The 21,928-nt window shown below is 42.9% G+C and carries 20 protein-coding genes; 11 read left to right on the top strand and 9 right to left on the bottom strand.

All coding sequences use genetic code 11. The annotated features are described in order from the left end of the window. The first annotated feature begins 23 nt into the window (after positions 1-23). The 4 genes from DSM08_RS17685 (at position 24) to DSM08_RS17670 (ending at position 3,213) form a co-directional block, all read left to right on the top strand. Entirely contained in the window at positions 24-602 is a 579-nt protein-coding gene (locus DSM08_RS17685; protein ID WP_149527374.1) for a LemA family protein, read from the top strand. A 164-nt stretch (positions 603-766) separates the two neighbouring features. After that, positions 767-1,201 carry a TPM domain-containing protein gene (locus DSM08_RS17680; RefSeq protein WP_149527373.1) on the top strand — a complete coding sequence of 145 codons (435 nt, stop codon included), beginning with the start codon at positions 767-769 and terminating at the stop codon, positions 1,199-1,201. 4 nt (positions 1,202-1,205) lie between these two features. Further along, a complete protein-coding gene (locus DSM08_RS17675; RefSeq protein WP_149527372.1) occupies positions 1,206-2,039 on the top strand; it encodes a TPM domain-containing protein in 834 nt (277 codons plus the stop codon). Positions 2,040-2,085: 46 nt separating this feature from the next. Continuing rightward, positions 2,086-3,213 (top strand): TlpA disulfide reductase family protein, encoded by a 1,128-nt coding sequence (locus DSM08_RS17670; protein WP_149527371.1) that lies wholly within the window; start codon positions 2,086-2,088, stop codon positions 3,211-3,213. 263 nt (positions 3,214-3,476) lie between these two features. Here the strand turns inward: DSM08_RS17670 and radA are convergent, their stop codons facing one another. Continuing rightward, positions 3,477-4,865, bottom strand: coding sequence for a DNA repair protein RadA (radA, locus tag DSM08_RS17665; protein ID WP_149527370.1), 1,389 nt, complete (start codon positions 4,863-4,865; stop codon positions 3,477-3,479). Positions 4,866-4,934: 69 nt separating this feature from the next. Here radA and DSM08_RS17660 point away from each other — a divergent pair, with 69 nt between their 5' ends. Together DSM08_RS17660 and DSM08_RS17655 are read left to right on the top strand one after the other, a co-directional pair. Next, a complete protein-coding gene (locus tag DSM08_RS17660; RefSeq protein WP_149527369.1) occupies positions 4,935-5,441 on the top strand; it encodes an RNA polymerase sigma factor in 507 nt (168 codons plus the stop codon). Next, entirely contained in the window at positions 5,441-6,082 is a 642-nt protein-coding gene (locus tag DSM08_RS17655; protein WP_149527368.1) for a hypothetical protein, read from the top strand. The genes DSM08_RS17660 and DSM08_RS17655 overlap by 1 nt, the downstream gene beginning before the upstream one ends. Positions 6,083-6,123: 41 nt before the next feature. Here DSM08_RS17655 and DSM08_RS17650 read toward each other — a convergent pair whose 3' ends face one another. Both DSM08_RS17650 and DSM08_RS17645 read right to left on the bottom strand, forming a co-directional pair. Then, complete coding sequence (locus tag DSM08_RS17650; protein WP_246172345.1) at positions 6,124-7,290, bottom strand: dipeptidase; 1,167 nt, start codon at positions 7,288-7,290, stop codon at positions 6,124-6,126. Then, positions 7,290-9,020 carry a serine hydrolase domain-containing protein gene (locus tag DSM08_RS17645; RefSeq protein WP_149527366.1) on the bottom strand — a complete coding sequence of 577 codons (1,731 nt, stop codon included), beginning with the start codon at positions 9,018-9,020 and terminating at the stop codon, positions 7,290-7,292. The genes DSM08_RS17650 and DSM08_RS17645 overlap by 1 nt, the downstream gene beginning before the upstream one ends. A gap of 90 nt (positions 9,021-9,110) precedes the next feature. Here DSM08_RS17645 and xseA point away from each other — a divergent pair, with 90 nt between their 5' ends. From xseA to DSM08_RS17620, 5 genes are all read left to right on the top strand, one after another. Beyond that, a complete protein-coding gene (gene xseA / locus DSM08_RS17640) occupies positions 9,111-10,379 on the top strand; it encodes an exodeoxyribonuclease VII large subunit (RefSeq protein ID WP_149527365.1) in 1,269 nt (422 codons plus the stop codon). Then, the gene (gene xseB / locus DSM08_RS17635) at positions 10,369-10,587 is read left to right on the top strand and encodes an exodeoxyribonuclease VII small subunit (protein WP_149527364.1); all 219 of its coding nucleotides are present in this window, start codon (positions 10,369-10,371) and stop codon (positions 10,585-10,587) included. Before xseA ends, xseB begins: the two co-directional genes overlap by 11 nt. Before the next feature lie 115 nt (positions 10,588-10,702). Beyond that, complete coding sequence (uvrA, locus tag DSM08_RS17630; protein ID WP_149527363.1) at positions 10,703-13,504, top strand: excinuclease ABC subunit UvrA; 2,802 nt, start codon at positions 10,703-10,705, stop codon at positions 13,502-13,504. A 15-nt stretch (positions 13,505-13,519) separates the two neighbouring features. Beyond that, a complete protein-coding gene (gene pafA, locus DSM08_RS17625) occupies positions 13,520-15,163 on the top strand; it encodes an alkaline phosphatase PafA (RefSeq protein ID WP_149527362.1) in 1,644 nt (547 codons plus the stop codon). Positions 15,164-15,209: 46 nt separating this feature from the next. After that, positions 15,210-15,656, top strand: coding sequence for an RrF2 family transcriptional regulator (locus DSM08_RS17620; RefSeq protein WP_149527361.1), 447 nt, complete (start codon positions 15,210-15,212; stop codon positions 15,654-15,656). 82 nt (positions 15,657-15,738) lie between these two features. Here DSM08_RS17620 and DSM08_RS17615 read toward each other — a convergent pair whose 3' ends face one another. From DSM08_RS17615 to DSM08_RS17595, 6 genes are all read right to left on the bottom strand, one after another. Further along, on the bottom strand, positions 15,739-17,046 hold the full coding sequence (locus DSM08_RS17615) for a UDP-N-acetylmuramoyl-tripeptide--D-alanyl-D-alanine ligase (RefSeq protein ID WP_149527360.1): 1,308 nt from the start codon (positions 17,044-17,046) through the stop codon (positions 15,739-15,741). A gap of 68 nt (positions 17,047-17,114) precedes the next feature. Next, positions 17,115-17,276 carry a hypothetical protein gene (locus DSM08_RS19095; RefSeq protein WP_187773909.1) on the bottom strand — a complete coding sequence of 54 codons (162 nt, stop codon included), beginning with the start codon at positions 17,274-17,276 and terminating at the stop codon, positions 17,115-17,117. Between the two features lie 212 nt (positions 17,277-17,488). Continuing rightward, complete coding sequence (gene pfkA, locus DSM08_RS17610; RefSeq protein ID WP_149527359.1) at positions 17,489-18,463, bottom strand: 6-phosphofructokinase; 975 nt, start codon at positions 18,461-18,463, stop codon at positions 17,489-17,491. Between the two features lie 336 nt (positions 18,464-18,799). Beyond that, a complete protein-coding gene (locus tag DSM08_RS17605; protein WP_149527358.1) occupies positions 18,800-20,506 on the bottom strand; it encodes a protein-disulfide reductase DsbD family protein in 1,707 nt (568 codons plus the stop codon). A 74-nt stretch (positions 20,507-20,580) separates the two neighbouring features. After that, entirely contained in the window at positions 20,581-21,033 is a 453-nt protein-coding gene (locus DSM08_RS17600; protein WP_246172343.1) for a protein-disulfide reductase DsbD domain-containing protein, read from the bottom strand. A gap of 91 nt (positions 21,034-21,124) precedes the next feature. Beyond that, positions 21,125-21,904, bottom strand: a complete 780-nt coding sequence (locus DSM08_RS17595; RefSeq protein ID WP_149527357.1) for a biotin--[acetyl-CoA-carboxylase] ligase — start codon at positions 21,902-21,904, stop codon at positions 21,125-21,127. Positions 21,905-21,928: the final 24 nt, after the last annotated feature.

Here is a 21,928-nt window from a genome sequence, read left to right as displayed (position 1 = left end):
CGTATACTAAGAAAACATTACACATGAAAAGATTATTAATCGTATTTGTTGGCCTACTTACTGCACTTTCTTTTAGCTCTTGTGGATACAACACGATGGTATCTCAAGACGAGAATGTAAAAGCAAAATGGGCGCAGGTTGAAAATGCTTACCAGCGCAGAGCCGACCTTATTCCAAACCTTGTGAACACTGTAAAAGGGGCTGCACAACACGAAAAGGGGACTTTAGAAGCAGTTGTGGAAGCACGCGCTAAGGCGACTTCGGTAACCGTAGATCCTTCGAACTTAAGCGAAGAGGCGATTGCTAACTACCAACAAACACAAGATGCATTATCGCAATCTATCGGTCGTTTGTTAGTGAGCGTAGAGGCTTATCCTGATTTGAAAGCAAACTCTAACTTCCAAGAGCTTCAAGCGCAGTTGGAAGGTACAGAAAACAGAATTTCAGTAGAGCGACGCGCGTATAACGATGCCGTTCAGGAGTACAATACAACTGTTCGTAGTTTCCCGAACAACATTATGGCAGGTATTTTTGGCTTCAAAGCAAAAGGTACTTTCAAAGCTGCTGAAGGGGCTGATAAGGCGCCAACAGTATCATTTTAATGATTTTAATTGTTATTAGATCATAATAGGAAGATGAATGTGGGTAATATGTTACTAAACATTCATCTTTTTTTTCTGAAAAAAAGTCTGTTTTCAATAGCCATCAAGAACTTTCATCCTTGTTGGTGTTTCAATGGAAACATGAAAGTTTTATTGGTATAAATATGGAAATATTCAATCAAGAGGAGCAAGAAAAGATCGTACAGGCAATCAGCTTGGCAGAGAACCAAACGTCGGGCGAGATACGCCTAGTAGTTGAGCGTCAGCTGCATGGCTTGGAGGCCTATGACCAAGCAAAGCACTATTTTGAGAAGTTAAAGATGCACCATACAACCTTGCGCAATGGCGTGCTGATCTATCTCGCGACTGAAGATCATCAGTTTGCGATAATTGGAGATGCCGGTATACACGCGAAAGTGGGCGATGATTTTTGGCAGAGCACAAAGGAAAAGATGGTGTCTTTCTTCCGTCAGGGCGATTACATGAATGGCCTTATCGAAGGTATTCATGAAGCTGGCGCACAGCTAGCGACGTTCTTTCCAAGACGTGGGGATGATATAAATGAATTACCGAACGATATTTATTTTGGTAAACAATAAACATATGTTGAAGAAAATGCAGAGTTTAAAAGGCTCAACAAAACTATTTTTTACCTTTTTCTTAGGCTTACTATTATCCGTTGTTGCCGTAGCACAGGACTTTCCTGCGGTTCCCAATCGCTTAGTTACTGACTATACCAACACGTTAAGCTCGGGGCAGCAGATGGAATTAGAGCAGAAGCTACTTGCTTTTGAAGATTCTACATCCATACAGATTGCGGTAGTGGTCATGAATTCTACAGGAGACTATGATATTGCCGACTACGGAGACCGACTTGCCAAACAATGGGGCGTCGGGAACAAGAAGTACGACAATGGTATTCTCTTTTTGGTGGCATTGGGCGACCGCGCAGTAACTATCCGAACCGGATATGGTTTGGAGGGTGCTGTTCCGGATGTTATTGCTTATCGCATTATCGAGAACGAAGTTAAGCCTGCATTCAGACAAGGAAATTATTTCTCGGGAATAGATAATGGTATCAATGCCATTATATCTTATTCCAAGGGCGAATATAAAGCGGATCCGAAAGACAGCTATTCGACGGAAGGTGGCGGGGGTATCCCGATTATCTTTATCATCATTGTCATCTTTGTTGTGCTAGCACTGATCTCTCGTGGTGGCGGCGGAAAGAATGGCGGCGGTCGCGTTATGAATGGACGTGGATCATCTGATCTGTTCTGGTGGACTTTATTGAACTCGCTAGGAAGAGGCGGAAATGACGACGACGGATTCGGAGGTGGCGGCTTTGGCGGTGGCTTCGGAGGAGGCGGCGGCGGAGGTTTCGGCGGCTTCGGTGGCGGTGGCTTCGGTGGTGGTGGCGCCAGCGGGCGATGGTAGTTTTGATAAAAATGATTAACTTTATGGTAAATAATATATGAATAAAATGAAAAGAGGAATTTTATGTTTGTTAGGAGCTATTCCTAGCTTATTATTTGCCCAAGAAGCTTTTTCAGTAAAGGGTAAACTACAAAATACAGACGCTCCGGCGAAGGTATACTTTCAGTACGCAGCGGATGGGCAGCGCGTAATCGACTCTGCAGCAGTTGTTAAAGGGGTTTTCTCTTACAACGGTACAGTTTCTGAACCTACGCAAGCACAGCTGATCCTTTCTCCTGACGGCGCTGGCATCCGTACCTTGAGAAACCCAGATCGTACAGCAATTTACTTATCTAAAGGTGTTATCAATGTGGAGGGAGCTACGTTGAAAGATGCTAAGGTATCAGGAAATGCTATCAACGACGATTTCGCAAAATACAGAGCTTTAGTTGCTCCGTTAAATGCTGAGTTTGACGCTTTAAATCAAGAGTATCAAGCTGCATCTGACGAGCAGAAGAATGATGAAGCATTCGTAGGTGGTCTTCAAGAGCGCGCTTCTGCTATCTTCGAAAAGCAAACGAAGATCGGTGAAGAATTCGCATTGAACAACCCGAACAGCTATGTTGCGATGAACCTATTGGAAGAGATGATTTCTGCGGAAAACGTTGTTACTGTGGGAGAACCAGCTTATAACAAGTTATCAGCAGCATTAAAAAACACGGCTAAAGGTAAAGCAATTGCGAAGAAGATTGAAACATTGAAGAAAGTAGCAATCGGTGCGACAGCTCCTGAATTTGCATTGCCAGATACATCAGGTAATGTACTTGCTTTGTCTTCCTTACGTGGAAAATACGTTTTAATCGACTTCTGGGCTAGCTGGTGTGGTCCTTGTCGTGGTGAAAACCCGAACGTAGTAGCAGCATTCAACAAATTCAAAGACAAAAACTTCACTGTATTAGGTGTTTCTTTAGACCGCGAGAACGGTAAAGACGCTTGGTTACAAGCTATTAAAGATGATAAATTAGAGCAGTGGCCGCATGTTTCAGACTTAAAATTCTGGAAATCAGAAGTGGTAGGCTTATACGGAATCCAAGGAATTCCTCAAAACTTCCTAATCGACCCTCAAGGTAAGATCATCGCATCAAACCTTCGTGGAGCAGCTCTAGAAGAGAAGTTAGCAGAGCTTATTAAGTAACAATTTAATAGGTTTCAAAAAAATTACAAAAAGGGAAAGGCGCCGAAATAGGCACCTTTCCCTTTTGTAATTTTTAGAGAATAGATATAAGACATCAGATATTAGAACTGTCTTGAACCAAGAAAGGAAGGATGTAAGGATAGTCAGGATCATGGTCATCTTTTCATCTTTCCTTTCCCGGTTGAAGACAAAAAAGCGAACTACTAAATTAGAAAGGCGCCTAATCGGCGCCTACTCTAATGTCTAATATCTCCTATCTAAGATCACCCAAATAAAGCACTAAACACATCTTCCAACGTCGCGACTGGGCGGATAGCGATATCATATTTCTTAGCGTCGAGTCCTTTGGTGTTGTATTTAGAGATGAATATCTGTCCGAAGCCTAGTTTTTCGGCTTCTTGTATGCGTTGTTCGATTCGGTTTACGGCGCGTATCTCTCCGGAGAGGCCTACTTCGCCGGCGAAGGTGATGTTAGAGCCTAGCGGGATATCTTGCTGTGATGATATGATTGCAGCGATTACGGCGAGGTCGATCGCAGGGTCTTCGACGCGTAGTCCACCGGCAATATTCAGGAAGACATCCTGTGCGCTAAGGCGGAAGCCGAAGCGTTTCTCTAGAACGGCTAAGAGCATATTCAAACGTTTGGTGTCAAATCCGGTAGAACTCCTTTGTGGGGTTCCGTAGGCTGAATTGGAGACTAAGGCCTGCACTTCGATCATTAAGGGGCGCATGCCTTCTAGCATGGCAGCTACTGCCGTACCGCTCACCTGCTCTTCGCGTTGCGACAGCATTATTTCCGAAGGATTCGATACTTCTCGAAGGCCTGAGCCTTGCATCTCATAAATTCCCAGTTCTGACGATGAGCCAAAGCGGTTTTTTACTGCCCGTAGGATTCGGTAGACATGATTTCTATCGCCTTCAAACTGCAATACCGTATCGACCATATGTTCCAATACCTTTGGCCCTGCTATCGATCCGTCTTTGGTGATGTGGCCCACAATAAATACCGGTGTATTGGTTTCCTTCGCAAAACGAAGCAGTTCTGCGGTACACTCGCGCACTTGCGATACGGAGCCCGGAGCTGATTCAATCTGTGCGGAATGTAGGGTCTGTATGGAGTCGATGACTAACAGGTTTGGCTGTACCTGATCAATCTGCTTAAAGATATTCTGCATCGAAGTCTCCGTCAAGATATAACAGTTGGCGTTTGACGTCTGAACGAGACGTTCAGCGCGCATCTTAATCTGCTGCTCGCTTTCCTCCCCGGAGATATATATGGTTTTCACGTGAGAGACCGTAAGTGCTAATTGAAGCATTAGGGTAGATTTACCAATCCCCGGTTCTCCACCGATTAGTACTAGGGAACCTGGAACAATTCCTCCGCCTAATACGCGGTTGAATTCTTTATCGGGAGTAACGATACGTTGTTCCTCCGAATAGACAATTTCATGGATGATAGCGGCTTTGTTGGCCCGCTTAGTTTCTGCCTTAGAACTGGCGGTGCTTCGCCATTCGGGTACACGGGAGGAAGATTTCTCAACCACTTCTTCAACAAAAGAATTCCATTGCTTACAAGAAGGACATTGTCCTAACCATTTAGGCGAGTCATATCCACAGGATTGGCAGAAGTATGCCGATTTAGTTTTAGCCATTGAGCTAAATTAAAAAAAGATGAGTACAAGTTGTAACAATACTGTACTATTGTCTACAAATAAGGAAAGATGTATAGTAACCTGGAACAAGAATTTGTGTCGTTGCTGGAGGAAAATCAGAATATCCTCCACAAGATCTGCAAGCTGTATACAGCGGATCTTGCGTCGCATCAAGATCTTTTCCAGGAAATGGTCATCCAGTTGTGGAAGTCTTACCCTAAGTTCAAAGGGGATTCCAAGTTTTCTACCTGGGCTTATCGCGTATCCTTGAATACCGCGATATCCCTCTACCGAGGTCGAAAGACGAAGATTACAACGGTCGACTGGGATAACTCCCTAGCGAATATCCGATATGAGGAGTACAATTCTGAGGAGGAGGAGCGCCTAAAGTCGCTGTATGAAGCCGTTCGGCAATTGAGCGATATCGACAAAGCTTTAGTCTATATGTATTTGGAGGATAAAGATTATAGCGAGATATCGGAAACATTAGGGATCAGCGAGGTGAACGCGAGGGTGAAGATGAACAGGATTAAGACCAAATTGAAAAGCATGTTGGCAAAACAAAAAATAGCGTAATGGACGAACTGGATTTTTTAAAACAGCATTGGAAAAAAGACGAGGATTTTCCGAAGGTCGACAAAGAGGGGATACGGAAAATGCTGCATAATAGCTCGTCATCCATCGTTAAGTGGATTTTCTACATCAGCATCCTTGAGCTGTTGGCCGGACTCGCTCTCAACTTCCTATTGCCTAATGATACCGATATCAATCCTGATTCGGATATTGTGAGCACATTGGAAAACGCATTATCCGTCGTTTTTTATATAGTGATTGCTTATTTCATCTACAAGTTCTTTAGTTCATACCGCAGTATCAAAAACACAAGCAATACGAAGGTTTTGCTTCGAGATATCATTGAAACGCGTAAGGCCGTGGATCAATACATCCGATTTAATATTTATTATATTATTACGGTATCTGCCCTAGTTACTGTCACGATGATGATTACGGATGGAGTTTTCGTTAAACCATGGGGCGAAGCGATATTTTATGTAGTGGGAATCAGTATTTTCATGATTATCGCTATAGCGATACTGCTTGGTCTTGTGAGATTCTATTACAAAGTTGTTTACCGTCGTTTAGTGAACAAGTTGAATAAAAACTATGAACAGTTAGTAAAGCTAGGCGAGCAAGATGAAGTTCCTACTATTGAATAACACAGGAATCTTATAGGCTATATATCATTATTATAACTTATTTATTTCTTGTTATTTTCATTTTCTTTCAATATTCGCAGGAAATTCAATCCCATTATTTTTGCGACATCTGCTTGGCTATATCCTTTTTCTAATAAAGCCTGCGTAAGTATTGGAAATTTTGACACATCCTCTAGCTGTTGAGGCGCGGAGGTAATACCATCGAAATCAGATCCGATAGCAACATGATCTATCCCTACTTTAGAAACTAAATAGTCGATATGCTTGAGAACAGTTTCAAATGGTGCATCGGCTTTATGTTTTAGGGCTTTCGGCAATTTGCTGTACATTTTATCGACCGATAATTTATTGTCTGCTGCCTCTTTGAAGTGCGACTTATAAAGTCTTTTTACTCGGCTTCTGTATTTAGAGTCTAGGAATTCGGAATAGAAGTTAACACCGATTACACCTCCGTTTTCTTTCAATGCTTCGAGTTGCTTATCATCTAAATTGCGATAGTGCGGCGTCAAGGCTGCGGCATTGCTATGCGATACGAGAACCGGTTTGCTGGATATACGCATCACATCATAAAACGTTTCTTTTCCCGCATGCGATAGGTCTACCATCATCCCTAATTCGTTCATCCGCTTAATGATTGCTTCTCCCTGTTCATTCAGTCCTTTGTTCTTTGAGCCTTTAGTTTTTATTTCAATGGCTGCAGCGGTAGCCCACGGTAGGTTATAATTCCAGGTAAGCGTGAGATATCTTGCCCCGCGTTCATAAAGCTTTTCTAGATTGGGAATACTCCCCTCAATCATGTTTCCACCTTCAATCCCAATCAAGGCTGCTATTTTGCCCGATTTCTGTATGCGTTCAATATCTTCACTGCTTTTTGCAAGTTCAATTTTCGTAGGATTCTTTTTGATTAATGCTTCTAAGGCATCGATTTGATCGTTCGCATGTTTAAAGGCATTCTTTTGATACTTCTTGTCATCCGACCAAACTGCGAATACTTGTACATCTACACCTCCCTCTTTCAAGCGCGGAAGATCGGTATGCCCCGATTTTATTCGATTGCTGATGTCTTTCTCCGGCAATATACTTTCGATCAACACATCATTATGTCCATCAATAACCAACAGGTCTTGATGAATCTTTTTATAATCTTGTGCATAGGCTGAAAGGCTCATAAAAGCGGCGGTTATGCTAAGTACAAGTTGCTTTTTCATTATTTAGCGTTATTGATAGTTTGGTAGATCACATCCTGAATGCGGCTACGGATATTCAAGTCCCCTAGTTTCGAACTCACTTGCGGATGCACACGGTTAGACAGGAAGATGTAAACTAACTGGTTCCGCGGATCGATCCATATACAAGTTCCAGTATAACCGGTATGGCCATAAACAGACTCATTCGCTAGCTTGGAGGGGTAATCTGCTCCGGGTTTCGGATCGTAACGGTCGAAGCCGAGCCCTCTGCGAGAGCTTGCAGACTGCTTCGATGTGAATAAGTCGATCGTCTCCGGTTTATAAAACTGCACCCCGCCATAGGTGCCGCGGTTCAATAGCATCTGGCCGTAGATGGCAAGGTCATTGGCGGTCGAGAATAGACCTGCATGGCCAGCAACACCGCCTGCCATTGCGGCGCCCTCATCGTGAACAAATCCTTGCAATAGCGTCTTTCGAAATACCGTGTCGTTTTGTGTTGGGACAATTCGATTGCGGTCAAAGCGGTTTCGTGGAAGATATCCTGCTGTTTTCATTCCGATCTTTTTGTACAGGATATTCTGCACATAATCTTGCATCGGTACGGAGGTTTCATGCTCCGAAACTTCTTTCATCACATACATACTAATGTCCGAATAAACGTACTTCCCAATCGGTTTTACAGGAGAATTAAGCATTTCCGGCCACATCACGTCCTGATAATAATTGTTTTTTAGATAAGCGTTATCCGCAACCTGCACTTGGTGGTTCGCATCTTTTGTTCGCTGCAAATCCCCCGGTTTTAGCTCCTTGTAGAAAGGGATGAAGGGTGTAAAGCCAGCCTCATGTAGTAAAACAGTACGTAAAGTAATATTCGCCTTATTTGTTTCTTTTGCTTGCCATAGGTAATGCCCCATCGTGCTGTCCAAGTTGATAATATTTTTCTCTTGCAGATGCATCACGACGGGTGTTGTTCCTGCTATTTTACTGATGGATGCTAGGTCAAAGATGTCACTGATGCGTGTTGTTTGTTTTTTCTCATAGGTGTGATGACCATAAGCTTTCTCGAAGATTACCTGACCATCTTTTACCGCCATCACAACCATACCTGGCGCGGCACGCTGATCGATTGCTTCCTTAGCAATCGCATCAATGCGTTGCCCCATTTTCTTAAGATCCATATCCGAGCGGTTGCCTCGGTTATATTGCAGACGAGTCTGTTCGGTCTTTATCGTCCCTTGCGTAATGCCTAAGCCCCCGAATATGGACATCGCAGCGTACTCTTGCGCTTGATTTCCCGTTTCAGCAATACGAACCAAGCTAGTAAACTTACGCAGCTGTTGTGGGGTAACACTGAGATTCGTAAAGTCGTAATCTGTACCAAATTGGCATAGGATAACATTTTTATTGTTCACCGCAGACTGGATCAACATAGCCAACTGTCCTGGATGAAGCTCACTTGCCGTCCCTGCAACAATGATCGTATTATAGTATTTAGTCTTTTCGTCGTATTGTTTAAAATCAAAAACCTGAACATCAGCATAGCGCTCAAGCTGATCAATAAAGGGTTGATATTTATTGCTGCTAGGCGTTACGACAGCAATTTTATACTGATCAAGGCTTTTTAATGGAATGACATTATTGATATTGCTTTCTAATCTTGTTTTGTTCTCTACAGTTTGTTTATACTGAGCATTAGAAACTTGCGCTTGAAGGATCAGCGCTAGGAATGCGATGCCAATGTTACGAATCATACGATGATGTTGGTTTATACTTGTAAATGTACTAATAAAACGCACAAACGTGCAGCGCTGCGCTGTAATAAATTCAGTATATTTGATTGTATGCCCGAATCTGTAGACAATAAAACGGTTTTCACACTGCTTGAAGTTTCCCGAAGTATTCAGAAAACGATTGCCGAAAGGTATAAAAGTTTGTACTGGATTAAAGCGGAGATGAACAAGTTGAACCATTATACCCATTCTGGACATTGTTATCCCGAGTTATTGGAGAAGAAAGACGGCCGTGTAGTTGCCGAGATGCGTTCTATCCTATGGAAAGCAGATTACCAACGCATAAATCGGCAGTTTATTGAGCTTTTGGGAGAGCCACTACGCGAGGGGATTACCATTTTGATGCAAGCAGGCATTTCTTACGACCCACTTTATGGTTTCAGTTTAAAGATTGTAGATATCGATCCGACCTTTGTGTTGGGAGAGTTAGAGCGAGAAAAGAAAGAGTCGATACGGCTATTGAAGGAGGAGGGGCTCTACGAAGCCAATAAGCGACTTCCTTTCCCATTGATTCCGAAACGTCTGGCAATAGTCTCTGTAGAAACCAGCAAAGGACTTTCTGACTTCTATAAAATCATAAACGGCAATCCTTGGGGCTATAAAATCGAGACTACGCTATACCCGGCATTGCTGCAAGGGGACAAGTCTATAGCCTCAATCATCAACCAACTCAGTAATATTGCGGAAAAGATCGAACAATTCGATGCGGTCGCTATTATCCGTGGTGGCGGTGGGGAAGTCGGATTGAGCTCATATAATAACTATCTTTTAGCGAAGGCCATCGCGATGTTTCCTATTCCTGTGCTGACAGGTATTGGGCATTCTACCAACGAGACGGTCAGCGAGATGGTAGCCTATAAGAATGCGATTACTCCCAGCGAGCTAGCGGATTTCCTTTTACAAAAGTTTCACAACTTTTCCATCCCTATGGATCAAGCACAGGAACGTCTGTTAAGAGCGGTTAAGGAGCAATTTGCACAAGAGCAACAGAACTTAAAGCAGTTGGCTCAGGCGATCTCCTGGAATAGCAAGTCAGTATTCCTTACAGAGCGCAATAAACTGAACCAATTGATGCTCCATACACAGATGTACAGTAAGCAACAATTCAAGGAGGAGAAATCTAAATTGATTCATGTGGAACAATTGCTAGGTTTGTTGAGTCCAATACATATTTTAAAACGAGGTTTTAGTATTGTCCGGATGAATGGAAAGGCTGTTCACCAACTTGATCAAGTAAACACCGGCGATTTGTTAGAGATCCAAGTAGAAGACGGAACCATACAGTCCCAAGTAGTTAACAAAGAAGAACATGGAAAATAAATATACCTATCAAGAGGCTTTCGTGGAATTGCAACAAATCGTTGCTGATATTGAAGATGGTGAAGTGTCTGTCGACGAGCTGACATCTAAGATTTCTAGAGCATCGGAATTATTGGCAATCTGCAAAGCAAAACTAACCGCATCAGAAAAGGAAGTGGAGAAACTGTTGGAGAAGCTGGATGCCGCTCCTGATACACAAACCGAGTAAATTAAAGATCAACATTTTCAATATTTCAAGAATAATGTAATTCCTGCGTTGCATTTTCAATTTTGTTTATGCCAACAGTCTGTGTTTTGTAGAGTTTTCCATAACTTTGATAGTTATGCAAGAACGTGCAAATCATACCCCAAAGTCACACATTCAAATCAAAGGTGCTCGAGTTAATAATCTTAAGAACATCGATGTTGACATCCCAAAAAACAAACTTATTGTTATCACCGGTATGTCAGGGTCGGGGAAATCCTCATTAGCATTCGATACCCTTTACGCCGAAGGACAGCGTAGATATGTGGAAAGCTTATCATCTTACGCCCGACAGTTTATGGGGCGTATGAACAAGCCCGATGTAGACTACATCAAAGGAATTGCACCGGCTATTGCTATCGAGCAAAAGGTAATTTCCAGCAATCCACGTTCTACAGTCGGTACATCGACCGAAATCTATGATTACTTAAAACTTCTCTATGCTCGTATCGGGCGGACCATATCGCCTGTTTCAGGACAGGAAGTGAAGAAAGACTCCGTGTCTTCGATCGTGGATAAGCTATTATCCTTCGAAGATGATACCACCATCACGATTTATAGTGCGTTAATTCCCTTCAACAATAGAAAGCTAAAGGAAGAGCTCTCCTTATTGCTTCAAAAGGGATTTACCCGTATAAAATACCAGGGAGCAATCAAGAAGATTGAATCTATCATCGAGGACAAGGAAATCGCAAATGCGAGTTTCAAGGAAGGCGATATCTTTATCGTTATCGACCGCGTCGTGTTAGACCATTCCGACGATACGATCAATCGCCTGGCAGACTCCATTCAGACCGCCTATTTCGAAGGAAAAGGCGAATGTGATATCGAAGTAGCCGATGAGACTTTCCATTTCTCTGACAAGTTTGAACTCGACGGCATCGTATTCGAAGAGCCCACACCCAACTTCTTTAGCTTCAACAATCCCTATGGAGCATGTAAGCGTTGCGAAGGCTATGGGAAAGTGATAGGCATTGACCCGGATTTAGTTATTCCGGATAAGAGCCGCTCGGTATTCGATGGTGCCATTGCACCTTGGCGTGGCGAGAAGATGGGTGCATGGTTAGATAAACTCGTGCGATCGGCTATCAAGTTTGACTTCCCCATACATCGAGATTATAGCGAGCTGACCAAAGCACAGCAAGAATTGCTTTGGACAGGGAACAAGTACTTCCGCGGACTGAATGATTTCTTTGCCGAACTGGAAGAACAAACCTATAAAATCCAATACCGCGTCATGCTATCCCGCTATCGCGGAAAAACAGATTGTCCAGATTGTAAAGGAACGCGCTTGCGAAAAGACGCTTCTTATGTGAAAGTCAATGGACATTCCATTACCGATATCGTTCTGTTGCCGCTAGATAAAGCCTTTGAGCTATTCAGCAACTTAGAGCTTACAGAAAACGAAGCCATTATCGCTAAGCGATTATTGGCAGAGATTGTCAACCGCCTTCAATTCCTTTGCGATGTAGGCTTGAGCTATCTGACGCTGAACCGCCTAAGCAATAGTTTATCAGGTGGTGAATCGCAACGTATCAACCTGGCAACTTCATTAGGAAGCTCGCTAGTGGGGTCTATCTATGTACTAGATGAGCCGAGCATCGGCTTGCACCCTCGCGATACACAGCGACTGATCTCTGTATTAAAATCCCTTCGCGATGCCGGCAATACTGTCATTGTGGTAGAGCATGAGCAAGAGATGATGGAAGCTGCAGATTACTTAATTGATATCGGCCCTGAAGCCGGTATTCATGGCGGTGAGTTAGTCTTCGCAGGGACCTATGATCAAATTATTAAAGATAAAGACAGCTTGACCGGCCAATACCTGAGCGGCGAGCTTCGTATTCCTGTTCCGAAACGCAGAAGAAAATGGGCGGATTACATCCGTGTTAAAGGAGCAAGAGAGAATAATCTTCAAAATGTAACGGTTGACTTCCCATTGCATGTGTTTACCGTCGTATCCGGTGTGTCTGGATCGGGTAAAACATCCCTGGTGAAGCGCATTCTATACCCTGCATTGCAGAAAGCATTAGGCAGCTACTCTGGCGAGCAGACCGGAATCTTCGATGGCATCGAAGGAGCTATCGATCTGGTAGAGCAGATTGAGATGGTCGATCAAAACCCTATTGGTCGCTCTACGCGTTCAAATCCAGTAACCTATGTGAAGGCTTGGGACGAAGTCCGTGCTTTATATTCCAGCCTGCCGGCAGCGAAGGCAAATGGCTTGAAGCCATCCGCATTCTCCTTCAACGTGGAGGGCGGAAGATGTGAAATGTGTCAAGGCGAAGGTGTTGTGAAGATTGAGATGCAGTTTATGGCAGATATCATTCTTCCATGTGAAGCATGTGGCGGCAAGCGATTTAAACAGCATGTTTTGGATGTCACCTACCAAGAGAAGTCAGTTTCGGATATCCTGGAGCTTAGTGTAGACGAAGCCATCAGTTTCTTTGCCGATCAACCGAAGATATTAAATAAGCTCGGACCTTTGCAGGAAGTAGGACTTGGCTATGTAAAACTCGGGCAGTCCTCCAGCACCTTATCAGGTGGTGAGGCACAACGCATCAAATTAGCATCATTCCTGATCAAAGGAAATAATCAAAAGAAAACCCTTTTCATATTCGATGAGCCGACGACAGGGCTTCATTTCCATGACATCGAAAAGCTCTTGAAGGCATTCAACGCGCTTATCGAGCAGGGAAATAGTGTATTAGTTATCGAGCATAACTTAGACATGATCAAATCTGCCGACTGGGTAATCGATATCGGTCCGGAGGGCGGAAATAATGGGGGTAAGGTCGTATTCGCAGGAACACCGGAAGATCTGGTGAAAGCTGATGACTCTTACACCGGGAAATACTTACTACGTCACCTAAATTCTTAAAATAAATCAAGTACTATGTTAAAAAGAATATACGCAACATTGTTATTTCTAGGCTTTTGTACTATTGCAAGTGCCCAAGTAGAAAGACCGAAGTTGGTCGTAGGCCTAATGGTCGATCAAATGCGATGGGATTACCTGTATCGCTTTGCAGATCGCTACGGTAATGACGGGTTTAAACGCCTGTTAAAAGAAGGGTATTCTTGCGAGAATACGATAATCGACTATGTGCCTACATTTACGGCTATTGGCCATAGTTCGGTGTACACAGGCTCTGTGCCGTCCATCCATGGCATCGCCGGGAATGACTGGATCGAGCAGCAGACGGGAAACTCCATGTATTGTACGCAGGATGATGCGGTTGAAGGCGTAGGGACTATCGAAAAAGAAGGGAAGCAATCTCCTCGTAATCTATTAGCTTCAACGGTAACCGATCAGCTAAAATTAGCAACAAACTTCCATTCAAAAGTGGTGGGTATTGCCATCAAAGACCGTGGCGGTATTCTACCGGCTGGTCACTTTGCCGATGCGGCATACTGGTTTGAAGCCAAGTCGGGCGATTGGATCTCCAGCACCTATTACATGAAGAACTTACCATCTTGGGTAACTAGCTTCAACAAGCAGAAACTAGCGGATAAATACCTTAAACAAGACTGGAATACGCTTTATCCAATCGAAACCTATGCGAACAATAGTGTTGCTGACGATAACGAGTATGAAGGAAAATGGGCAGGAGAAGAGAAACCAACATTCCCTAGAAAAACTTCTTTATTGATGAAAGATGCTGGTTATGAATTGATCAAATCCACGCCTTTCGGAAACCAGATCACTTTAGACTTTGCGAAAGAAGCCATCAAGAACGAACAGTTAGGAAATAATCCAAAAAAAGCGACAGACTTCCTTTGCGTTAGTCTTTCAGCAACCGACTATGTGGGTCACCGCTACTCTTTATCTTCTGTAGAGATCGAAGATATATACTTGCGCTTAGACCAGGAGTTGGCAACATTTTTTAAATACCTGGATCAAACCGTGGGAAAAGGAAATTATACCTTCTTCCTAACGGCTGACCATGCTGCTTCTTATAACTCCCGCTACTTTATGGATATGCGAGGTAATGGCGGATACTTCTTCTCAAGACAATTGCACCGCAGTTTAAATGAGTCTTTGAAAGAAGAATTTGGTGTTGACAATTTGGTAAGAAGCTTAATGAACTATCAGGTTCATTTAAATTATACAGCAATCGAGCAAGCTAAATTGGATGAGGAGAAAGTGAAAAAATCCATTATCAAACAATTGCGTCATGAAGATGGCGTGGCATACGTGGTCGATGTCGAAGGAGGCGAGAATATGCTATTACCTGCTCCATTGCGCGAAAAGATTATCAACGGTTATAACCGCAAACGCAGCGGGGCAATTCAGATTATCACTGAGCCACAATGGTATGATGGAACGCCACGTTCAACCGGTACGACGCACGGAACCTGGACACCTTATGACTCGCACATCCCCTTGGTATTTATGGGCTGGGGAATCAAACATGGAAAGACGAATAAAGTGGTTCATGTAACGGACATTGCGCCGACGCTTTCATCGCTCCTACATGTCATGGAACCCAATGGATCAATCGGCCAACCCATCGTTGAAGTTTTAGGGAACGATTAAAATTAGTACATTTGAGGAACAGGGATTAGTTTACCTATTTATAAATATGCTTTCAAAGAAAACAAAATATGCTATCAAAGCCCTAATGGTATTGGGCAGGAATTTCGGAAAAGAACCTATGCAAATCGGCAAGATTGCTGAGGAAGAACGTATTCCAAAGAAATTTCTAGAACAAATTCTATTAGAGATGCGAAATGCAGGAATTTTGTACTCTAAGAAAGGTGCTGGCGGTGGTTACAGCCTGAATAAAGCGCCAGAGGACATATATTTATCTCAGGTAATGCGTCTAATAGACGGGCCTATTGCGCTGCTTCCTTGTGTCAGCTTAAACTTCTACCGCTCTTGTGAAGAATGTGTGGAAGAGCATGCCTGCGGTATTCGTGATGTATTTGTAGAAGTAAGAAATGCCATGCTACAGATATTAAATGATACCAGCATTTCCCATTTGATCAATAAAGAAAAGGAATTGAATTTAGACGTTGATTCCAACTAGATATTAAGTTTTGAACAGATCAATGAGAGACGTTTGGCGCCTTTCACTGATCTGTTCAAAGCATATCGTTATGCTGTAGGTCTTATAACAGATCGACTAACTTCTCAAAAGCCATCCCACGAGACGCTTTCAATAAAATCATATATCCGGATAAAGGAGCCTGACTTAACTTTTGTCGAAGGTCCTCTGTTGTTTCATAATATTCCGCCTCGCCATCGCGCTGTGCAAAGAAAGCCTTGCCCACAAATATCAACTTGTCAACACCGATTGATTTTGCCTTTTCGATAACCTTGCGGTGCTCGACTTCACTTTCATCGCCCATCTCGAACATATCGCCCAAAATAATCGCTTTTCTATCCGCCTCGATGACTTCGATATTCGCTAATGCTGCAGCCATGCTGCTCGCATTCGCATTGTAATAATCCGCAATAATCGTGTTCTTCTCCGTTTTTACGACTTGCGAGCGGTTGTTTTGCGGAACATATGCACTTAAACCTTGATTGATCTCCTCTGCGTTCAAATCGAAGTGTAAACCTAAAGCAACAGCTGCTAACATATTTTCTGTGTTGTACGCTCCTGTTAAGTGGGTATTGACCTTATAAATGATATCAGCCTGCTCTACCTGTTTCCAGAAAATGGTCAACAAAGGGTCGGCTTTCACTAATCCCCCTTTTACGGAATTATTATCCGAGAAGCCATACCAAATAATATGCTTTAAGTCTCGTGCCTCAGCCATCGCTCTCAATTCGCTATTATCTCCCTGAATAAAGGCTAGACCATGATGTGCCTTCAGAAAGTCATAAAGCTCGCCTTTCGTTTTCTTTACCCCCTCAAACGAGCCGAATCCTTCTAGATGCGCTTTCCCTACGTTGGTGATCAGACCATGTGTTGGCTGTGCGATATTGCACAGAAAAGCAATCTCTTCCTGGTGGTTGGCGCCCATTTCAATAATCGCGATCTCTAGATCCTTTGGTAGCGACAAAATAGTTAAGGGTACACCAATATGGTTATTGAGGTTGCCTTTGGTAGCAAAGGTTTTGAATTTTTGAGATAGCACGGCATGAACCAGCTCCTTCGTCGTGGTCTTCCCGTTGGTACCGGTAATGCCGATAAAGGGGATGCTAAGCTGCTGTCTATGGAAGCGCGCAAGGTCTTGTAAGCTGCTCAATACATCGTCTACGAGAACATAGCTGTCTTTCTCCTGATAATATTCCGGATCGTCAACAACCACATATTTTGCACCTTGCTCTAGCGCCTGCTCAGCAAAACTATTCCCGTTGAACGATTCACCTTTCAAAGCAAAGAAAATACAGTCTTTACTGATTTGTCGGGTATCGGTACAAACCTGAGGGAAGTCTAAATAGAGCTGATAGAGTTGTGCTATTTGCATGGTCTTATTTTTTAACAAAGGTAAGTATGCAATTAGCGAATGCCAATAGAAAGGCACAATTTTTTATCCTAATTCGCTGGATCGGTAGCTCTTGACACTTCTAAATTTTTGCCCATTTGCTCCTTGGCGATCTCCTTCTCCTTACTTGCTACAAATGCGCCTAATGCGAGTCCAGCAAGAAGGCAGAGAAGCGCAATGGTGAGCACCATTTTCTTCTTCTTTGGTTCCATGTTAGTGTGTTTTGTTCAATGTTGTGTGCTTAATATACAGCTAAATACAATAGAATGTTTTCATAATTGTGTAATAATAAATCTTTCATCTATCCATTGAAACACCAAGAGATATAAAAGCTTTTGAGGGCCTTTGAAAACAGACAATTTCAGAAAAAAAGGCAGCCTTTCGGGCCGCCTCTTCCTATCTATTTTTTTCGTCGATAACAATCTTATAAAGACAGGATTTCAACGATACGGGTAAGGTTCGTATTGATTTTGTCGATGTGTTTTATAGCTTTTCCAAACGGCGTGAACTGTACGTTTCCACAAATCAAACCCGCCATTTCGCCTCTTCTACCTTCTAATAGACCTTCAACTGAGGCTACACCCAAACGGCTCGCCAATACACGGTCCATACAAGTTGGTTTACCGCCGCGTTGAATATGTCCTAAGATAGAAACACGTACATCATAGGCAGGGAAGTTTTGCTTGATTTTCTCTGCTACGACCAATCCGCCTTCTTCATCCCCCTCCGCAACGATAATAATACGTGAAGATTTATTCTTACGCGTTTTATCCAAGCGCTTCATGATGGCGTCGTAATCTACTTTCAGTTCAGGAATCAAAACAGCCTCAGCACCCGTACTGATTCCGGAGCGCAAGGCGATCAATCCTGAGTCACGACCCATTACTTCGACAACGAATAAACGATCGTGTGATTCTGCTGTATCACGGATCTTATCCACTGCATCAACAACCGTGTTGATTGCCGTGTCATACCCGATAGTGAAGTCAGTACCCGCCAAATCATTATCGATAGTCCCCGGGATACCGATTACCGGGATGTCAAATTCCTCGATCAATTTAGAAGCACCAGTGAACGTACCGTCTCCACCGATAACGACCAATGCATCTATATTTAGTTTTTTAATGTTTTCGTAAGCTTGTTGTCTGCCCTCGAATGTGCGAAATTCATCGCTACGAGCAGTCTTAAGGATTGTTCCTCCACGTTGTATAATGTTCGCAACGGATTTCGCATCCATCGAGATAATATCTCCATGAACTAATCCGTCGTATCCGCGGCGGATACCAAACATATTAACACCATGGTAAATTCCTGTTCTAACAACTGCACGGATCGCAGCATTCATACCTGGGGCATCCCCTCCTGAAGTTAATACGGCTATGTTTTTTATGTTGCTCATGTCTCAAATATACCAATTCCTTGGCTTTAGTATGTGATTATTGTCTGGGTTGATGTGCAAAATTACATCAAAATCACCAAAAGAACGAGGGAATTCCACGCTAAAGTGTTAATAATAAATCAGGACTGGAATTACTTAGACCCAATCCAAAGCCCTTTCAAACCCAATGCATAACCCAATCAGAACCGCTCTGTAAGGGTTATGATTGGGGTGTAAAAAAGGTTAAGAAGAGGACTGTGTTAAAGAAGGTAGGTAAATGCTTCATTCGCAATCCAATACAAAGAGAAAGGCGCATTATCCGGAGATAATGCGCCTTTCGAATAAAAAAATAGGGGTTTATTTCGCTTTATAAGCGTCTATTGCGCTCTGCAGGTAGGCTGCATAGCTGTCGATATCATAGTTTGCACCGCTTGCCGGAACGAGTAACTGCTCATCAGCACCTACGATCGCATACAAAGGTTGCGAGTTGCTCTGGAAGCGGGTAATTTGGAAGTCGGTATTCTTCTTACCAACGGTATTGATCTTCTTGCCGGTTTCTTTGGAAACATATTGCTCTGCTTCCGGCAATTTCAGGTCATGCTCATCCACATACAGCTCCACCAAGATAAAGTTCTCGTTGATCAGGTTGCGAACTTTCGGATCCGACCATACCGAAGCTTCCATCTTGCGGCAGTTTACACAGGTCCAGCCTGTAAAGTCGATCATCAAAGGCTTATTCTGTGCTTTCGCTGCTGCTAATGCTTCATCGTAATCATAGTAAGGATCGAATCCTTTGATGGTCGCACGGCTGTGGAAATGCGTGTAATGCTTTCTGCTGCTCGCATCTGCCGATCCGCTCGGTGCAGCCGCATGGCTAGCATTGGCAAGATCAAAGTCTTGCGTCCCGATTGGCGGAAGGAAGGCTGCGATAGATTTCAAAGGTGCTCCCCACATACCTGGGATCATGTAAACTACGAATGAGAATACGATGATTGTTAGCATGGTGCGCGGTACAGAAAGATAAGGCAGGTCGCTATCATGCGAGAACTTGATCTTTCCTAATAGGTATAGTCCCATTAAGCCGAATATCACGATCCATAGCGCTAAGAAGACCTCGCGATCTAATAGCTGCCAGTTATAAGCTAAGTCTACATTGGAAAGGAATTTCATTGCCAAAGCAAGCTCTAAGAAACCCAACACGACTTTCACACTGTTCAACCAACCGCCTGATTTCGGCAGTGACTTCAATAAAGAAGGGAACATTGCGAACAATACGAATGGGATAGCCAATGCTAAAGAGAATCCGAACATCCCTACGGCCGGGCCTAAGCGCTCGCCTTTGGTAGCCGCCTCAACAAGTAAAGTACCGATGATAGGTCCTGTACAAGAGAAAGAAACCACGGCTAAACTAGCCGACATAAAGAACAAGCCGATCAAACCGCTCTTGTCCGAGTTGGAGTCGATCTTGTTCACGAATGAACTTGGCAAGGTGATTTCGAAGGCACCGAAGAAGGAAGCCGCGAATACCACCAATAAAAGGAAGAATAGGAAATTGAAAATACCATTGGTAGACAGGGCATTCAACGCCTCCGCACCGAATGCAATGGTGATCAACATTCCTAAAGCTACATAGATCACAATAATGAACAAGCCATATAAAAAAGCTTGAGATACCGCTTTGCTCTTGCTGCCGGATTTCTTGGTAAAGAAAGATACCGTTAGAGGTACCATCGGGAAGATACAAGGCATCAGGAATGCAGCGAATCCGCCGATAAGACCGGCGATAAAGATTCCCCAAAGGGATTTAGACTCTTCTGGAGCGGCGGTAGCAGCAACAGTACTTGTAGCCGTCGTGTCTTGCGAGACCGTATCTTGACCGTCGGAGAAGACAACGTCTTCCGTGGAGAATAAAGTATCTTGATCTTCTGTTGTTTCCACTTCTCCCGTTCCAAAGTCTACATCTTCGTAATTGATTAAAGAATCTTGGGCGAAGCTACTTAGAGGGGATGTTGTGCTGAGGAATAGCCACGAGAGGGCGATAAATAGGAATTTTAATTTGCTCATATTCGAAAATTAAAGTCCAAACATACAAAAAGGCAGGGGATTCCCTGCCTTTGTAGATTGTAATTCTTAAAGTTTTACTTTATGGTTACAGCAAACTCGTACTCATCTGGTGGAAGACAACGCTCTTTATCACATGCCATGAACGATGCAACACCTTTAACTGTAGTAGGTTTGTTGTTAGCAAGTTTCACCTTTTGTTGGAATACAACTTCACCGTTGTAGTAAGGAAGGTTCATCTTGAACACATCCTCGAATTTTGTTTTAGGTTCTTTTGCTAGTGTTTTACCTTGAACTTTAGCTCCGTTTGCTGGAGTGAAAGTGAAGGATGTTGACTCTGGACCACCGGCAGGAACGTTCATGCCGTAAATGTGCCATCCTTGTTCAACGTTTGCTTTGATCAAAATAACTGCCTCATTGTTAGCTAGCTTTTTGAATCCTACTGACCATTTTACTGGGTTATGAACCTGTGCCATAACGCCGGAAACGGCAAATACTAAAAACGCAATTAATAAATTTATTCTTTTCATGTAAATTACTTTTATATATTGACTTGTTGACGCCAATAAAGTTTAAATCAAAGTTAGGATTTATAATGAAATTTAATTCTATGTAATCGATTTATTGCAAAAGAAATTCGACTTCCTTAAAATAAAATGTTGATATCTGGTAATTTCTTAATAAATGAAGTTTTCCATCCGGACTTACCTCTTTTATTTCAGCTTCGAAGGTTTCATCGCCCGCACGATAAAGGCCCGTCTGACCACGTAAGAATAGATTTTTATTATACTCTTCGAGTAATTGATCTGTCGATATTTCCTTTTTCTGCAGTCTACTATAAAGCTGATGAATATGTCTTATGATTGCTTCACAAGCCGTTTCGAGGGAGGGCAGACGATAAGAAGTTTCGCGTAGAATGGAGCTTGCTTTGTGTTTGATTTCGGCTGGAAAGTTTTCTTGATTAGCATTGACTCCAATACCTACGATAGCGTGTTTAATACCTTTCGAATTGCTCGTGTTTTCAATCAATATCCCGCATACTTTTTTATTGTTTATCATGATGTCGTTAGGCCACTTGATTTTTGCATCGATTTGTAACGAATGAAACCAATGAATTAGCCCTAGACTGATGCACATATTGAGGATAAAATGATCATGCAGTTTAAGGAAAGTAGGATATAGCAATAAACTGAAAGTTATATTGGCATTTTCCTCTGATAACCAGGTGCTGTCGCGTTGTCCACGTCCGTTTGTTTGCTTTTTTGCCATAATGGCAGTAAACTCAGGAAGTGGCTTGAAATTTGACAGTTGAGTTTTAAAATAATCGTTTGTGGAAGTGACCTCGTCTAAAACAATTAAACTTAGGCGTAGTGAATCTCCCGAAAATGTGTTATTTTGCAAAAGATAATATCATTTAAAAATTTA

The sequence above is a fragment of the Sphingobacterium hotanense genome (assembly GCF_008274825.1).
Classification (GTDB): Bacteria; Bacteroidota; Bacteroidia; order Sphingobacteriales; family Sphingobacteriaceae; genus Sphingobacterium; species Sphingobacterium hotanense.
This window is presented reverse-complemented; position numbering and strand designations above follow the sequence as displayed.

Bases quoted from the DNA above. Each gene is read 5' to 3' on its own strand.
- DSM08_RS17685 (WP_149527374.1), top strand. From the start codon at position 24: ATGAAAAGATTATTAATCGTATTTGTTGGCCTACTTACTGCACTTTCT.
- DSM08_RS17650 (WP_246172345.1), bottom strand. From the start codon at position 7,290: ATGAAAAAGCAACTTGTACTTAGCATAACCGCCGCTTTTATGAGCCTT.
- DSM08_RS17660 (WP_149527369.1), top strand. From the start codon at position 4,935: ATGTATAGTAACCTGGAACAAGAATTTGTGTCGTTGCTGGAGGAAAAT.
- DSM08_RS17645 (WP_149527366.1), bottom strand. From the start codon at position 9,020: ATGATTCGTAACATTGGCATCGCATTCCTAGCGCTGATCCTTCAAGCG.
- uvrA (WP_149527363.1), top strand. From the start codon at position 10,703: ATGCAAGAACGTGCAAATCATACCCCAAAGTCACACATTCAAATCAAA.
- DSM08_RS17670 (WP_149527371.1), top strand. From the start codon at position 2,086: ATGAAAAGAGGAATTTTATGTTTGTTAGGAGCTATTCCTAGCTTATTA.
- pfkA (WP_149527359.1), bottom strand. From the start codon at position 18,463: ATGAGCAACATAAAAAACATAGCCGTATTAACTTCAGGAGGGGATGCC.
- xseB (WP_149527364.1), top strand. From the start codon at position 10,369: ATGGAAAATAAATATACCTATCAAGAGGCTTTCGTGGAATTGCAACAA.
- DSM08_RS17620 (WP_149527361.1), top strand. From the start codon at position 15,210: ATGCTTTCAAAGAAAACAAAATATGCTATCAAAGCCCTAATGGTATTG.
- radA (WP_149527370.1), bottom strand. From the start codon at position 4,865: ATGGCTAAAACTAAATCGGCATACTTCTGCCAATCCTGTGGATATGAC.
- DSM08_RS17675 (WP_149527372.1), top strand. From the start codon at position 1,206: ATGTTGAAGAAAATGCAGAGTTTAAAAGGCTCAACAAAACTATTTTTT.
- pafA (WP_149527362.1), top strand. From the start codon at position 13,520: ATGTTAAAAAGAATATACGCAACATTGTTATTTCTAGGCTTTTGTACT.
- DSM08_RS17655 (WP_149527368.1), top strand. From the start codon at position 5,441: ATGGACGAACTGGATTTTTTAAAACAGCATTGGAAAAAAGACGAGGAT.
- DSM08_RS17600 (WP_246172343.1), bottom strand. From the start codon at position 21,033: ATGAAAAGAATAAATTTATTAATTGCGTTTTTAGTATTTGCCGTTTCC.
- DSM08_RS19095 (WP_187773909.1), bottom strand. From the start codon at position 17,276: ATGGAACCAAAGAAGAAGAAAATGGTGCTCACCATTGCGCTTCTCTGC.
- xseA (WP_149527365.1), top strand. From the start codon at position 9,111: ATGCCCGAATCTGTAGACAATAAAACGGTTTTCACACTGCTTGAAGTT.
- DSM08_RS17605 (WP_149527358.1), bottom strand. From the start codon at position 20,506: ATGAGCAAATTAAAATTCCTATTTATCGCCCTCTCGTGGCTATTCCTC.
- DSM08_RS17680 (WP_149527373.1), top strand. From the start codon at position 767: ATGGAAATATTCAATCAAGAGGAGCAAGAAAAGATCGTACAGGCAATC.
- DSM08_RS17615 (WP_149527360.1), bottom strand. From the start codon at position 17,046: ATGCAAATAGCACAACTCTATCAGCTCTATTTAGACTTCCCTCAGGTT.